The sequence below is a fragment of the Rhodovastum atsumiense genome (assembly GCF_937425535.1).
In the GTDB taxonomy this organism is placed as follows: domain Bacteria; phylum Pseudomonadota; class Alphaproteobacteria; order Acetobacterales; family Acetobacteraceae; genus Rhodovastum; species Rhodovastum atsumiense.
The window spans coordinates 85011-98989 of sequence record NZ_OW485604.1 but is presented as its reverse complement, the minus strand read 5'-3'; the positions used below and the strand labels follow the sequence as shown (position 1 = coordinate 98989).

Below are 13979 nucleotides of genomic sequence, written 5' to 3'. Positions count from 1 at the left end.
CCCCGGTGCCGAGGCGCAGGGCGCGATGGTCCTGAAACGCCAACGGCAGAGCCGAGGCCCTGCCGTTGGATGGATGTCTCGGCGGTAGAGGAGGGGCGGGCCCCAGACTGAAACGGGACCCGGATGATCTGTCAGGGGTCGCTGCACGGTTTGCTCGAAACTGCACGCTAAGCGGCGCGGGGCAGGAACGCGGCGCGAACATCGCGGAGCGGTCGGAGACCGCTGGGCGGCGGGGAGGCGGCTGCCCAGTCGTAGTCGCCGATGAGTGAGATGTGCTCCCATCCGAGCGGCGCGACGTGGGCCAGCAGCTCATCGGGGACCGGGACGTTGTCGGCGCGCAGTCGCCTGACGGCAAGGTCGAGGTAGATCGTGTTCCAGTGGACGATAGCGGCGGTGACGAGACTGAGGCCCGAGGCGCGGAAACTTTGGTCTTCGAAGGTGCGGTCGCGGAATTCGCCCTGACGGTGGAAGAAGACCGCGCGGCGCAGCGCGTTGCTGGCCTCGCCCTTGTTGAGCCCAGCGTGACTGCGCTGGCGGAGTGCCGGGTCGGACAGCCATCGCAGCACGAAGAGCGTGCGCTCGATGCGGCCGCTGGCGCGTAGGGCGCGCGCCAGCGTGTTGCCGGCGCCCGCCGCGGCGAGCCGGCGCAGGATGACCGACGGTGCGACGACCCCAGCCTCGATCGACGCTTTGACGCGCACGAGTTCGGACCAGCCGCGGATGATGGCAGCCGTGTCGATTGGGTCGCCGATCAGCGGCTCAAGCGGCGGGTACCGGTTCGGCTTCTCGATCGCGTACAGCTTGCGCTCGCGCAGGTCCCGGATGCGCGGCGCGAAGGAGTAGCCGAGCAAGTGACACAGGCCGAACACGTTGTCGGTCGCCCCGGCCGTGTCGGTGTAGTGCTCGGCGATACGGATGCTGGTGCCGTGCGCCTCCGGGCGCAGCCCGTCGAGGACGTAGGGTGCCTCGCTGGCTGTTGCCGCGATGACGCGGCTGAACATCGGCGCGTAGCGGCCGGAATGATGGGTGTAGAGCACCACGCCCGGGTCGATGCCGTGTCGCGCGTTGACGTCGCCGGCGGGTCCGGCGCGGCCGCCGGCACGGAAATACTGGCCATCCGAGGAGGCGTCGGTTCCATCGCTCCAAATCGCCGCCATCGGGTGTCGGTGCTGGGCTTCGACCAGCACGGCGCAGGCGGCGGCGTAGTTCTCCTCGCTGATGTGCCACTGCGCCACATTGACCAGGTGATGGTAGGTCAGACCGCGGGTCGCGTCCGCCATGCGTGCGAGGCCGAGATTGGTGCCGTCCGCCAGCACCGCGGCGAGCAGGGCGGGCCCCTCGGCAGCCGGGCTGCCGGTGCGCAGATGGGTGAAGCAGGCAGCGAAGCCGGTGGTGCGCTCGACATCGGCCATCACCTCAGTCACCCGCACCCGCGGCAGCATTCCGTAAACGCGATCGGCCAGCAGGCGGGCCTCGTCCGGGACGGTCGGCTTGGCCCGGGCGATATAGAGGCTGCCCTCCTCAATCTCGACGCCATCGAGCGCGCCGCGGGCGGCGAGGTCGGCAACGGCGGTCAGGCGCTCGTGCAGCAGTGCTGCCCGGGCGGCGAGGTAGTGCTCGGGGTGGCTCTCGCCGCCGATGGCCGGAGCGAGACCACCCCGATCATCTCCGCCGGCAGCAGGTAGTCCTCGAAGGCGCGGTGGTCGCGGGTGCCGGCGACCCAGACGTCGGAACTACGGAGGCGGTCGCGGAGGATGGCCAGCACCGCGGTCTCGTACAGCCGCCGGTCCGGAATCGCCTCGGCGAAAATCAGCTTCCGCCACCGCGGCGGCAGGAACGCCGCCGGCGGCCGCTGCGGCAGGGCGCGGGTGCCGTCGCGGTCCAGCGCCTTGAGCAGTTCGAGGGCGGCGAGCAGCGGGTCGTGCGGGGTATTGGACCGGAACTCGAAGGCGGCGAGGAACCGCGGCGTAAAGCGTCGCAGCACGGCGTAGCGCTCGGCGGCGGTGATCAGGATCTCCGGCTCAGCGGCGCCGGCGGCCGCATCGATCACGGGCACCGCATCCGCGAGGCGTGCCATGCCGACCTCGCGCTCGACCGCGGCCACACCTTCCTCACCGGCCGCGCGCGCCTGCTGCAACGCCGTGATCGTGCGGCGGAACAGCAGCAGCGTCCGCGCCACGTCGCGCCGGCTGGCCTGGAATCGCCTGTCGTCGCGGTTGCGGGCCTTGGTGAACAGCGCGCCCGTGTACTTGCCGAACATGGCCAGTGTCGCGTCGGCGAGGCGGGTACGCAGGTCAGCCGCCTGCGCGACCAGCAGCGCCGTTCGCCGGGCAGGCTCGACGCCCGCCAGGTGCTGGGCGGTCATGATGCCGGCTTCCTCCACCAGCCGGGCCAGGCGGGCCGGGTGGATGCGCGCTGCGCGCCCGGCGTCGATGCCGATGCCTCGCACCCAATCCAACCGGTCGAGCAGCGCCAGCATGTTGGCCGGTCCGGGCGCCTCCGGGGTGTCGCGCAGCCAGGCGAGGCGCGAGCGGCCCCGGAGCGCCGGGTCGGGCACCAGCTGGGCATCGAGCGTCGCACGCTCAGCGTCGCCCATGCCCTCGGCCAATCTGACGAAGGCGAGCCGGCGGGCCCTTGCCCGGGCGGCAAGGCCGATCCGCTCCAGCACTGCCGCGCCCGGCACGACGACGCCCTCCAGCCGCAGGTAGGCGAGCATGGCCGCGACGATCGGCTCGCCGCGGTCCGTGGCCCAGGCTGCCTCGGCGCCAACCTGGAGGCAGCCACGCCAGTCGGCCAGCCGGAAGCTCCGCAGGCGCAGCGCGGACTGTAGCTCGACGACGTGTTCGCGGCGGGTCTGGTCGCGGGCGGCATAATCGGCGAAGGCGGCGGGTGGGACGCCAAGCTGCTCCGCAACGAAGGCGATCAACGGTGCGGACGGGTGCTCTCCGGCCCCGAGCCCCATGCCGGGATAGCGGAGCAAGCAGAGCTGGACAGCGAAGCCGAGCCTATTGGCGGCGCGCCGCCGGGCGCGGACGAGGGCCAGGTCCGCCGCGTCCAGGACGTAGTGCCGCGCCATCTCGGCACGCTCGATTGGGATGCCGAACAGGCGGGAACGCTGTTCGGGGGAGAGCAGGGTGCGGCGGGGCATGGAGGCGACCTTGGCATCGGCGGAGCCGCCGTTCGTAAACCGATTGCCTTTCGAAGCCGATCTGAAAGAGGATACTGAAAGCTGGAACCGGAGGTTCTGCCGTGGCACGGCGACCCGTGCACAAACCCTCGTTTGCGAAAGCCGCCCCTGAGGCGACGAAGGCGATGCTGCTCGGCTACGCCCGGGTGTCGAAGGGCGACGAGCAGACGAACGCCCTGCAGGTCCGCGCCCTACGGGCGGCTGGCTGCCGGAGGCTGTTCGAGGAAGCCGCCTCGGGCGGACGGTGGGACCGACCGGAGCTGCATCGCCTGCTTGACCAACTGCGCGAAGGCGACGTCGTCGTGGTCTGGAAGCTCGACCGCCTGTCGCGGTCGCTGAAGGACGTGCTGCACATCATGGAGCGGATCGCCGGAGCCGGCGCGGGCTTTCGCTCGCTGACCGAAAGCGTCGACACCACCACGCCAGCGGGGTGGATGATGATGCAGATGGTCGGCGCCTTCGCCGAGTTTGAGCGCGCCATGATCCGCGAACGCACCTCGGCCGGGCTCGCGGCAGCCCGCGCCGAGGGGCGCGTGGGGGGGCGACGCCCGAAGCTGAATGCGGCCAAGCGGCGCGAGATCGCGGAAAGCGTCATTACCGGGCGCAAGTCAGGCGCAGAAATGGCGCGCCTTTACGGTGTTAGTCAGCCTACCGTGTCGCGCATCGTGGCGCAGTACAAGATCGGGATGCTCTGATAGATGTTCTACACGCGCCCGAATATCGATCCACTCAACTTGGATCTCGTTCGGCTCGATGGTGGCGGAAGCTGCCCGTCTCAGTTCTTTGGAACTACGGTAGACGGCCGATCCCTGTACATTCGCTACCGGAATGGCTGGCTCAGCGCTGAATGGGACGTCCCTGATTGTGAGCTAAGTCCGGGACGCAAGGAACTTGTGGAAGCGCAAATCGGCCCGATGTTCCACGGGGACATCCTGATGGAGCAGGTTTGTGACCTCTTGGGCCTCACTTTCTTCGGGGTCACACCGCCATTCACAGAAGAGGACAGGATCAAAGCGGCCGACCGTAGCCGGATACTCGACTGGTCCGGGCGGACAACCTACTGGGAGGAACTACTCCAGGTGACAAAGGAGGGCGGGACACACTTCGTCAAAACGCTGCAAGCAGCGTTTGGTGACGTGACCATTCTCGAAGCCGGCTGGAGACACTCGGGGCACGCATACATAGAGCGCGCGAGCGTCGAAGAGTGCGAAAGGCAGGCGACGATTGGCATCAACGCAGACCGAGCACGTCTGCACTCCATTCTGAATTCTGAACACGCGCGGCTTTCAGATTTGCGAGATATGTTCTCGCATGTCATCGACTTCCGATTTGACTGGAACAGTCGGTCAGATAGGGAGCGATATGTAAACCATAAGGAATTCAACAGCAGATTCTTTGAAGCGTTCGGCAACAAATCCGTCCTCGCCGAACGAAATTTCGGCATCATTAGCGGGGAGTTTGCCACCAACGACCCCAACTCGCGGGATTTTGTGAGCAGACTTTACGAGCTGATCGACGCGTGCTTCTCTCGTCAAGCAGCTTGGGTTGATCCGCAAGGAACCCTTCTTCGGCGGTTGGACAGGCATTCTTTCCACAGCCGCGATCTGACCGAGTGGTGTCGCCGGTCCCCAAACCACTACATCAGTTGGGGAGATGAGGATTTCGGCAACGGGAAGATCATCGCTGGCCTCAGAGCCTTGTGAGCCACCCAGGCGTGCATCGCCACAGCAGCCTCTGAGCTTAGCGTGCAGTCTCGAGCAAATCGTGCAGCGACCCCTGTCAGGTGGTGCCTTTGATGAGATGGACATTGATGGTCGATGAAGCCGCGGTCACCGTGATTTCGTAATGGCTGCACTGGGTGGCGTGATTGATGGTCCTGGTGCGGTAGGCGACGACGTTCACGCCGCCTGCGTGGCGGATACTATCGTAGATGATGCCGTTGCCGCCCGATGCCCGGATCGCTTCGCCGAACGGCTGCGAGGCGGCGTAGGTGTCCGGTGTGTAAATATCTGGCCGGGCGGCTTGTTGTCCCCGTATGTCCAGATAGGACCCGTCGATGTTGGCTGTGTACTCGCGGTACACCCGTTTGAGGCTGGCAACGCTGGTTGCCGCAGCTTCCCGGCGCAGATGATGCCCCACCTCGATGACCGCCGTTGGCAGAGACGCCGCCGCGTACCAGGCGCCCAGGTCCGCTCCGTTGAACCGCATCCCGCTGGGAGCCACGTGGAGGAAGGCCGCCATGATGATGCTGGAGTTCGGGCGGCTGTAGACCCAGTCGCTCTCAGGCAACCGCCGGACGCGTTCAGCCAAGAGGCGGTCGTTCGTCCACCCCACGAGGTCCAGCACGGCCGCCAGGTCGGCCGCCGTCGCGACGGTGTCGAAGAGGCCGATCGGCGGGAACCTGGACGGCACCAGCCGGTAAGACGGGACCGGGGCTGCCGAAAAACCGTCGGTTGTCACCTGAAGACGATGTCTGCGTCGGTGTAGGGGCGGAAGTCCCGGTCGGTTTCGTTCGGCTCCATGTAGATCCCACCCCTTGCCGCATCCAGGAATCGCCGGACGGCCATCAGGCCGTCCTGGGTGCCGCACGTGACCAAATCCAGGGGTGGCTTTCCGCCGAACACGGCCGCTCCATGGGGGCGCCGCAACCACTCCACTCCCTCTCGCTCGGTCTCGTGCAGGATCATCAATCCTTGGTGGATGCCGAGAACGGCGGAAATCCGAATGAGGACGTCCAGGTCAAGCGTCAGCTCACCGTGCTCGCGCGCCGTCCTGGCCCAGTTGTGGAAGGTTGAACGCGCTGGCAGCCCCAGGACGAGGCGTCGCTGCTCCTCGGACAGCCCCCATAAGTCAGCAATGGCCAGGAAGGTCCTCATTCCAGGCGCGCTCATCCGGCGCCGGATGGTCGGCTCAAAGCGGCTGACGTCCAGGATCCGCCTGCCATCCGGGACAGGCGGAGCAACTTGCGCAGCGTGCGGCACTTCATCCTCCGTTTTGTCCAAAATGGGATATAGTCCAAAATTGGACATCCATCAAGGCTCTCACGGCTGACGGCCAACCGACTGGCAAAGCCGAAGGCCGGCGAGGCACAGGCGCCAGATGCCTCCCAGGCAGTCGGCAGGCCCGGACGAGCCTCTGCCACCGGCCTGTGCCGCAGCGAGCCAGTGTTTTGGTGGCTGGGACGTGCATGATGAGCGAGACATTCGAGCGCCGCGATGGTAGCCATGTTGGCCTCCGGGGGAACGGCGCTATCCCCAGCCGATGTGGGTGGCACCGGCGGCCCGGCCGCGCTGGACGAGAGCGGCGAGGCGACGTTTGATGTGTCCCTCCGGCGCGCCGAGATGGATGATGGTCAGGCGGTCGGATTTCGCGTCGATGATCGGCGGGCGCTCGGGAGAGCGGTGACACAGGCCACGGCGCAGGGCCTGCGTAATGAGGCCGGAGAACAGGGGGATCGGCATTTCTCCCGTGCCGCCGTCCCAGCTGAGACCCAACGCCGCGAGCAGATCGGCGGCGTTGGCGTTGCCGAAATTGACCTGGAAGTCCTCGGGCTCGGTCGTTGCCGTGACCGGCCAGATCAGCCTGCCGTTGCGCGGGTCGGTGCGCAGGACAGAAAAGGTGACAGACATCGCGGCGCCCCCTGGCGGAAGACGTGCGGGAGCCTTTCGGCTCCCGCGTCGGAACTCAGGTGAAGGCGTCGAGCTCGGCGGCGGCGACCTGGCGGGAAACCGGAGCGGCGATTCCTTCGTAGGGCTTCCACTGCTCGCCGGTGAGGTGCTCGTAAGCGGCCTGGGCGCCATCGGCGGCACCGAGCAGGGCACGTGCCTGCAAGGCGGCCTCAGCGGCGAACTGCCGGGCGCGGGCGGCACGGCTCTCAAACCCGGCAGGACCGTCACGGTCGTCCCGGTCGTCGTTGCCGGTGGTCAGCTCGCGGGCCCTGGTGACGCGCTCGGAGTAGAATTCTCCCGCGCGGACAGCGGAGACCACGTGGGCGCCCACCAACCGCTGCAGGTGGATCTTCAGCGCCACTTCGTTAAGGACCAGCACCTCGGCGAGGCGGGTGATGGAGTCCCGGGTGGCCTCGCGGATTCCGGTGTAATCCACTGGATCGAGGGCGTAGGCAGCCGAGATCTTCTCGGCCTGGGCTTCGGTCGGGGCCAGCATCCGGGCCTTCTCGAAGGTCGGCGCCTCCTGGCGGAAGGTAGTGCGGGGGGCGGTGGATTTGTTCTGGGACTTCGCGGCCATCTCACTGCTCCATTCATTTTCATGCCCAAGGGTGGCCGGCCTGCTGCCGGCGGTTTTCCCCTCGGGTGCGGTCCCTTGGGCAGGGAGGGGCGGCAGATGGAGCCCCCGAGGCATGTGAGCGCACGGGGCTTGGCTGCGGCGGGCGGCGATGATCGCATCAGCGATCGTTGCCGCAGGACGCGGCTATGCCCCGTGCGGCGAGCGTGCCGAGCCGTCGGCGCGCGCTTTGCGCGCGGGGGTTCTGGCTGCCGCTACGCCCTGCCAGACCGCACGCATCCGAGGGGACGGGCCGGTGGCAGCGGCAAGGCGATCCTGTTTTTCTTCATGAATGAATGGAGTTTTGCTATTCGGCCGCGGGTTCGAGAACAGGCATGGCCATCGCCGTGTAGCCGTCGACAGGTGGCAAGTTCGGCATGGCGATGGTCGCGGTGTCCCAGAACCAAGGCGTGAACTGACTGTCGGCGGTTTGAGCGGCAAGATCTGCGCGGAACGCCTCGCTGGCACCCGACGGCAGCAGGTAGAGGCCAACCGGCCTGGGATGGGTGTCCACCACGACGGCGGTGGCGGTTGGCGCGGTGGCGGACAGGCCGTAGCGGAGCACCTTGAAAAAGGCACGGCTGCCGGCGGTGAGCGCTGTGACCAGGCGTTCGTCCGGCTCGCCTTCGATCGGGATCCAGTTGGCGTTCGTCGCCATCGCGGTGATGTCCTCAATGATGGCATAGCCGGCGCCATTCACCGAGAAGGTAGCGGCGACGACCAGGTGGTTGCCTGGCTTCTTGTTCCAGAGAGCGATTTCCTGCTCGAAGCGCTTCTGGAAGCTGGTGTGCAGGTCGGGCGACAGCCCGAAGTGAAAATCCGGACTGTGCTTGACGATGATCTTGAAGGCGCTGCGGGCGGCGGTGATCTCCTTGACGTCGCCAATCAGGATCATCAGGGGCTTGCTGCCAGTGCCGTGGCTGACAAGTCCTTTGGCCAGATGGATGCGGCGCCGGTCGGCGATAGCCTCCTTTTGCTCGGCGATGAAGGGCTCGGCTACGTAGAGGGTGCTGGCAAGGGGGGCTGTGGACGTGGCCTTGGAACCGGCGGCTGCCAGCAGGTGGGATTGCACCACGTGCCAGGACCGACGCCCGGCCCATTTTGGCGTCCAGTGGGTCAGGCGGGCTTCGTCCCAGAGATAGTGCAGCAGGCCACGGAGAGTAAGCTTCTTGCGCTGGAATTTGACGGTGTCACCAGGAGCGGCGCCGCGTTCCGGGGAAGACTTGAGACGGTTGGACCGACGGGACAGTGGAAAGCCGAGACGCAGGAGCGTGGTGCCTTCCTCGGGGTTCTCGACGATCGCCTGACCGATCAGCGGAGCGAGGCCACCGAGTTCCGGCGGCGGCTCCCAGGAGGGGCAGCTGGGGGCGTGGTGAGGGCCGGTCTCCGGCATACGCTTGACGATGATGCCGCTGGCGGTACGCGCGAGATACATCTCGAGCGGTGGATCGACACAGGGGCAGAGGAGGCGCGCGCCGCGGCTGTGCAGTTGTTCGAGGCGGACACGATCGGCCGGGTTATCCGAGTCAATCGTGGTACTTTCGTATCGATAGGTTGGCATGGCCCTTTCCTGGGGGATCGGCCACTTTCGGCCTGGAAAGATGCAATGGCTTCGCTGTTGGCCTGGGTTTCGTGGGCAGGGGCGGGGCCGCTTTGCTCGACGGAATGCCTTCTGTCTTCCGATCTGTTTAGATTTTTCCTGGAAAGATCGCAGGCGCTGTCATTCTGCAAGGAAAAAGTGCGCGTGCAGGTTGATCGTGGATTGGGACGCCTGGGAAGACACCGCACATTCAGGAATTATCAGCGTGCCCGCCCCACCCTGATTTCAAGATTCTGCTGAAAATCCTGGTCCTTCTGCCCGTTAGCGGGTGCTTCCCGTCAGAATCAACCTGCCTGCATTCATTTCTCGAATTCAGGCACATTTCACCAAATGGAAGTTCGTGACGCATTGGTTCAATCCGGGGCCGACACACATCTCAGATCGTTGCCAGTATGCGAACACATGTATGCAAATGTCTCTTGAGAATTCCCGTTTGCGTGAGCTGCAGTCAGGGTTCACACAGCCGTCCGCAGATCTTAGTCTATCCTTGCGGAGTTTTCACAGGATCAAACAGAAAAGTCCAGTTCTTATCAACGAATTACTTGATTTCCTCAGCATGGAAGCTACACTGCCACTTCTCACTGAGGAGACAACAATGCGGGTCGAGATCATCCCCGGGACACGGAACGTCGTGCGTTTTCCCGTGGAACTGCGGGCCAGGCCCAGCCTGGAACTGCTGCATGATCTGGCGCCAGACAGCCGGCGGATCGATATCATCGCTGAAGCGTTCGGTCTTGACAAACCACCGGACGGTCTCCGCGATCAGGCGGACCGGCGCACTGCCGAGCTCATCCAGGCACGGGTACCGTCTGGACCAGATGAGGCACGGCGGGCGGCATTGGATGCTCTGCTGCGTCCCGTGCTGGAAACGGCGGTAGCGGCGTGCCGGAATGCGTTTAAGGCTGATCAGGAAGCTCAACAGATGCAAATGCAGGCGGCGCAGGCGTTGGTGGCAGGCAGCTTCTCCGCGTCCGGCCTGCAGGCGCGTGCCGATGCACTGACTGAGACCGCAGCCGAACTGACCCTGCTGGCACACCAGCACGCTGAAGAAGCCTTTGGCGTAGCGCGGGCGGTCGATTATGCACGCCGCGGTGAGCCCTGGGTACCGTTGGATGTGCATGCAGAGGCAGAAGCGCTGTTCTTCGGCTCCGCCAAGACGGCCTGACCTTTTGGGGGATGATCGCTGCTGGCCGGGGGTGTGCCTCCGGCCTCGCTGCAGCCTGCTCATTCTGGTATCCAGCTGTTCAGGCCAGTTATCCCTGCGATAGTGGTTGGATCTCCTGCGCGCAGGCAATCCTCGATTCATCGTCCTGTCTGCCAGTGGTCGTTCTCGCAGAGTTCGGCGACCTGCCCCATGGTACCTGCACCCCGAGATACAGGTTCCAAAAGCACAGAGCTTGAGTTGGTGCAGCAATGGGGCGCACCGGGGTCGCGCCTGACCGTGAGGACCGATGCGCTGCTGGGAAGCATGAGCATACCCGAGGACAAGATCCCGGCCGGGGCGCACGCGCCAGACGCTGGATGCTGCGGACACGAAGCGCCGTGTTCAACCCAAAGCCGACTCATGCATGCTCCGCGAGCTGCCGCGCGAGGCCGCCTCGCGCTTCACGGCGATGACGTATCGGTACCGCTCTCGGTTGTCGTCGCACAGCGAATAGTTCCGCAGCTCGAAACAGGGGGGCCGCACGAGCAGGCTGCTGCCTGCGCAGACGATCTCGGTCAGCATCCGTCGCGAGTGCGCCACGAGCATCAGGCTGTTTTCCAGGGTCGTGACCATGCTCCTCAGCCGATAGAGATCGGGGAGCCAATCTCGACGACGCCCCCTTCCAGGACCTCGGCATAGACACCCATGTCGGCGTGGCCGAAATGCTGCATGAGGGAGCGAGGGATTGCCATGTTCCGCTCGGCAGTGACGGGATCGACATCGGTTGCAGCGCACCGCCGCGTCCGCCTGAATATCCTGAGCCTGGCCGGGCCAACCTGGATCTCCCGTCCCAACATCTCCAGCTCCTGGAAGGCGTCCAGCCCGTCGAAGTAGAGGTTGGCACGGAACCTCAGGGGGTCGATCTCCGCGTTCGTCCGGGCTCCGAGATCCCTGACACTGTTCAGGTTGACAAGCGAGATGGCGTTCATCATCGCCTTCGAATGCACGGAGATGTCGGTGAAGCGATTCTCACCGCCGACGGCCACGACCGGCTCCTGCCCACCGTTCAGGTCAAACATGTTCGAGAAGAACCTGCTCACGTTGCTCCGGCCTACCTCGGTCTCCAGTTCCTCCTGGAGCACCAGCTGGCCCTGCACGCGGATTTCGAGCCTCCTCGTGTCGCGGTCGACGAAAGTGGATAGGGCGGCCAGCCGCTCCTCTTTCACAAGCACGATGAAACGCGTCTTCGGAAGTGGCTTGTAGTCCACCGGATCATAGCCGCTGTCGTGGCGCGCAAGACCGTAGACACGGTCGAGCGGAAAGCCCTCGCCCGGGACCAATCGGACGCTGGACAGAGCCTGTGCGCTCAATCCTTTCACTGGGTAATGAAATAAACCGCTGACCTTCGTCGACATCGCTGATCCTTTTGGCACCGGTGGTGGACGACCCAGGGCCGCCCAACACCGGCCCCATTAGCCGTAGTCGCCCCCTTCTCGCAGACTACGAGCAGATTCTTCCTACTGACGACTGTCAATCAAAAGGCGGCGGCAGACCCTGGGGCGTCTACGCCGTTCCGCGTCTCTACGACGGCGGGACCACGCCGGGGGAGATCACGCAGGCCACCGCTCTCTCGCTACGGCAGGCGCCGATGCATTTGTGTTGGCGGCGACTACGACGCATGGCGAGACGCGCCATGATGGTGTCCCGGTCCATGTGGTCCTCCTTGTCAGAAAGCGGGTAAGCCGCAGGGTCCCTGTGAGGCCGCCGAATGGATCAGGCCGCCGCGCGGTGCCTGGGCATCGTTGGTGGTGTCATGCGCTCGTCCTCATCGGCACCACCATTCGGCTTGGACGGCTTATTCGATGTATCAAGCACGGTATCGTCGGGCTCATCGGTGCCTTCGGCTTGGTCGTTCCACGCCTCGTCAGGGTCGACGTCCTCATCCGTGAGGCCCTCCCTGGACGCAATCGAGAGGCTCTCCTGCAGCTTTGTCCGCTCGGCCTCGGTGAGCGCAAACCGTGCCGCCGGCAGGAGATAGGTCCCCCGCCCGACATGCCCGATCAGCGCCGCGCGGGTCGCTTTGCCGGTGTCGCGCGGCAGGACGTTCTCGGCCCTGGCGACCTGCTCGATGGCCGCTTTGCTCAGGCAGGACAGGAATTCCTCGGTTGCCATATTCGGCAGGAACCGGTCGGCGCCGAGGATATCGCCGGCAATCCGTGCCACCATGCCGCTGCTCGTCATCCCCTCCCGGCACGACAGCACGGAGCGAAGCATCTCGCGGGCCGCCGCGCGCAGCAGGCTGACATCGTTGGTCAGCACGCCGCCCTCGATCAGGCGTCCAGCCACCGCCAGACGGTCGAACCGGCTGTTCGCGCGGGGCGAGTGGACCGACACATTCTGCCCCGCCAGCGCCAGCACCAGCAGGCCAATCAGCACAGAATCGTCGGCGGGGCTTTCCTGCAGGGCCTCGTGCAGCGCATCGGTGCGGAAGTCGCCGATCATCGTGACGCCCTTCTGGGTCACATCGGGACGCGAGGGGAGCGGGTTACCGGTGGCGGCCGTGGTGCCATCGCCTTTCGTGGCGACGGCTTTGGCTGTTTTCGGTGGGGGTAGACGGAAGGTGACGGTTTCCACCTCACCGGTGCGCCGGTCGAGATAATGGCCGATGCGATCCTCGGGACCTGGTGTGCTCCAGATACGTTGGGCCCTGGGCGGCAGGTCCGGCCGGCCCCACTGATCCACTGTGAGCAGCACGCCGTTTTGCGGCAAGTTGGCAGTGAGCCATTCCTCCTGCGCGGCAAAGAACGCGTCCACCTGGGTGGTGTAGAGGTTGTCCTCGCCGCCGGGGCCGAACAAATCGTCTTCCCAAACAATCCCATGACGGCGGGCGCTGTCATCATCGAAACGGGCGTGTTGTTTCAGCAGACGGGTTTTCTGCAAGGGGCGGGCGATGTCCCACCAGGTAGCCGCCTCGCCGCGCTTCGGCTTATGCCTTTTCCAAATTTCGGCCTGTTCCTCCAGTGCCGCCGCGGCGATGATGCGGATCTCCTCCTCGCGGGGCATGTCGCCTTTGGCGATGTGATCCAGGATCGTAGGGTGGATATTCGCCAACAGGCGCAGGCGACGGATGAAGCGGACGGGATAGGCGAAAGCAGCAGCGATGGCTTCCTCGGTCCAGTCATCGCCGATCAGGGCCTCGATTGCCCGCCACTGGTCTACCGGCCCCATCTGCGCCCGCACGATGTTTTCAGCGAAGCTGCGTACCGCGTCGGCGCCGTCATCGGCATCGCGCACCAGCACTGGGATTTCCGTCATCTCGGCCTTGATGGCGCAGCGGACGCGGCGCTCGCCGGCAACGATGATCAGCTTGTTGTCGATGGGACGGACCACCGGGGGCTGGAGCAGACCGATTTTACGCAGGCTGGCGACCAGCTGGGCGTCCTGTTCCGGTGTTGCCTTGGTACGGCGGGGATTGTTCGGGTTGAACTTCAGGCTGCGGGGATTGACGGTCCTGAGTTCCATTGCGGTCACTCCTGGTTGCTTGACCCCACCCGACGCGCAGCGCGGTCGGCCTGGCACCATTGCCGGTGAGCGGCCCGAGCCGGCGCTACGGGACGCGGCCCGGAGGGCTGCGGCCCAGCCGGCCGGGGTGCGTGACCGGCGATGGAGCGCAGCGGTGCCGGGACGGATGCGATGCTACCCGTTCCCATTCCTCCATGCTCGCCTGGCCTCTTGTGTGCGCACCCGCCGGAGCAGTTTCAGTTCCG

13 protein-coding genes are annotated in these 13979 nt (G+C 65.6%); 3 read left to right on the top strand and 10 right to left on the bottom strand.

Going from position 1 to position 13979, the window contains the following annotated elements; genetic code table 11:
* Positions 1-167: 167 nt before the first annotated feature.
* Together NBY65_RS31310 and NBY65_RS31305 are read right to left on the bottom strand one after the other, a co-directional pair.
* A complete protein-coding gene (locus NBY65_RS31310) occupies positions 168-1577 on the bottom strand; it encodes a Tn3 family transposase (protein WP_239003302.1) in 1410 nt (469 codons plus the stop codon).
* Positions 1574-3148: a DUF4158 domain-containing protein gene (locus NBY65_RS31305; RefSeq protein WP_150045793.1), complete on the bottom strand. Its 1575-nt coding sequence runs from the start codon at positions 3146-3148 to the stop codon at positions 1574-1576. Before NBY65_RS31305 ends, NBY65_RS31310 begins: the two co-directional genes overlap by 4 nt.
* A gap of 164 nt (positions 3149-3312) precedes the next feature.
* Between NBY65_RS31305 and NBY65_RS31300 the strand changes: the two genes are divergently transcribed.
* Together NBY65_RS31300 and NBY65_RS31295 are read left to right on the top strand one after the other, a co-directional pair.
* Positions 3313-3882, top strand: coding sequence for a recombinase family protein (locus tag NBY65_RS31300; RefSeq protein ID WP_150045792.1), 570 nt, complete (start codon positions 3313-3315; stop codon positions 3880-3882).
* Positions 3883-3885: 3 nt separating this feature from the next.
* Positions 3886-4890 (top strand): hypothetical protein, encoded by a 1005-nt coding sequence (locus tag NBY65_RS31295; protein ID WP_150045791.1) that lies wholly within the window; start codon positions 3886-3888, stop codon positions 4888-4890.
* Positions 4891-4966: 76 nt separating this feature from the next.
* Here NBY65_RS31295 and NBY65_RS31290 read toward each other — a convergent pair whose 3' ends face one another.
* The 5 genes from NBY65_RS31290 to NBY65_RS31270 form a co-directional block, all read right to left on the bottom strand.
* Positions 4967-5647: an RES family NAD+ phosphorylase gene (locus tag NBY65_RS31290; protein WP_250266029.1), complete on the bottom strand. Its 681-nt coding sequence runs from the start codon at positions 5645-5647 to the stop codon at positions 4967-4969.
* Positions 5644-6216, bottom strand: a complete 573-nt coding sequence (locus NBY65_RS31285) for an MbcA/ParS/Xre antitoxin family protein (protein WP_150045863.1) — start codon at positions 6214-6216, stop codon at positions 5644-5646. The genes NBY65_RS31290 and NBY65_RS31285 overlap by 4 nt, the downstream gene beginning before the upstream one ends.
* Positions 6217-6435: 219 nt before the next feature.
* Positions 6436-6816: a hypothetical protein gene (locus NBY65_RS31280; RefSeq protein ID WP_250266028.1), complete on the bottom strand. Its 381-nt coding sequence runs from the start codon at positions 6814-6816 to the stop codon at positions 6436-6438.
* 55 nt (positions 6817-6871) lie between these two features.
* The gene (locus NBY65_RS31275; RefSeq protein WP_150045848.1) at positions 6872-7432 is read right to left on the bottom strand and encodes a hypothetical protein; all 561 of its coding nucleotides are present in this window, start codon (positions 7430-7432) and stop codon (positions 6872-6874) included.
* 343 nt (positions 7433-7775) lie between these two features.
* Positions 7776-9029, bottom strand: a complete 1254-nt coding sequence (locus NBY65_RS31270) for a DUF1173 family protein (protein WP_250266027.1) — start codon at positions 9027-9029, stop codon at positions 7776-7778.
* Positions 9030-9663: 634 nt separating this feature from the next.
* On the opposite strand from NBY65_RS31270, the gene NBY65_RS31265 reads away from it, so the two are divergent.
* A complete protein-coding gene (locus NBY65_RS31265; protein WP_150045811.1) occupies positions 9664-10233 on the top strand; it encodes a hypothetical protein in 570 nt (189 codons plus the stop codon).
* Between the two features lie 381 nt (positions 10234-10614).
* On the opposite strand, the gene NBY65_RS31260 is transcribed toward NBY65_RS31265, so the two are convergent.
* The 3 genes from NBY65_RS31260 to NBY65_RS31250 all read right to left on the bottom strand — a co-directional run bounded on the left by NBY65_RS31260 (position 10615) and on the right by NBY65_RS31250 (position 13734).
* Positions 10615-10845, bottom strand: a complete 231-nt coding sequence (locus NBY65_RS31260; protein WP_150045812.1) for a ferredoxin reductase domain-containing protein — start codon at positions 10843-10845, stop codon at positions 10615-10617.
* Between the two features lie 5 nt (positions 10846-10850).
* Positions 10851-11627, bottom strand: a complete 777-nt coding sequence (locus NBY65_RS31255) for an MOSC domain-containing protein (protein ID WP_150045813.1) — start codon at positions 11625-11627, stop codon at positions 10851-10853.
* 358 nt (positions 11628-11985) lie between these two features.
* Positions 11986-13734 (bottom strand): ParB/RepB/Spo0J family partition protein, encoded by a 1749-nt coding sequence (locus NBY65_RS31250; protein ID WP_250266025.1) that lies wholly within the window; start codon positions 13732-13734, stop codon positions 11986-11988.
* Positions 13735-13979: the final 245 nt, after the last annotated feature.

Coding starts and splice junctions, on each gene's coding strand:
- NBY65_RS31305 (WP_150045793.1), bottom strand. CDS start 3,148: ATGCCCCGCCGCACCCTGCTCTCCCCCGAACAGCGTTCCCGCCTGTTC.
- NBY65_RS31300 (WP_150045792.1), top strand. CDS start 3,313: ATGCTGCTCGGCTACGCCCGGGTGTCGAAGGGCGACGAGCAGACGAAC.
- NBY65_RS31295 (WP_150045791.1), top strand. CDS start 3,886: ATGTTCTACACGCGCCCGAATATCGATCCACTCAACTTGGATCTCGTT.
- NBY65_RS31285 (WP_150045863.1), bottom strand. CDS start 6,216: ATGTCCAATTTTGGACTATATCCCATTTTGGACAAAACGGAGGATGAA.
- NBY65_RS31280 (WP_250266028.1), bottom strand. CDS start 6,816: ATGTCTGTCACCTTTTCTGTCCTGCGCACCGACCCGCGCAACGGCAGG.
- NBY65_RS31275 (WP_150045848.1), bottom strand. CDS start 7,432: ATGGCCGCGAAGTCCCAGAACAAATCCACCGCCCCCCGCACTACCTTC.
- NBY65_RS31270 (WP_250266027.1), bottom strand. CDS start 9,029: ATGCCAACCTATCGATACGAAAGTACCACGATTGACTCGGATAACCCG.
- NBY65_RS31265 (WP_150045811.1), top strand. CDS start 9,664: ATGCGGGTCGAGATCATCCCCGGGACACGGAACGTCGTGCGTTTTCCC.
- NBY65_RS31260 (WP_150045812.1), bottom strand. CDS start 10,845: ATGGTCACGACCCTGGAAAACAGCCTGATGCTCGTGGCGCACTCGCGA.
- NBY65_RS31255 (WP_150045813.1), bottom strand. CDS start 11,627: ATGTCGACGAAGGTCAGCGGTTTATTTCATTACCCAGTGAAAGGATTG.
- NBY65_RS31250 (WP_250266025.1), bottom strand. CDS start 13,734: ATGGAACTCAGGACCGTCAATCCCCGCAGCCTGAAGTTCAACCCGAAC.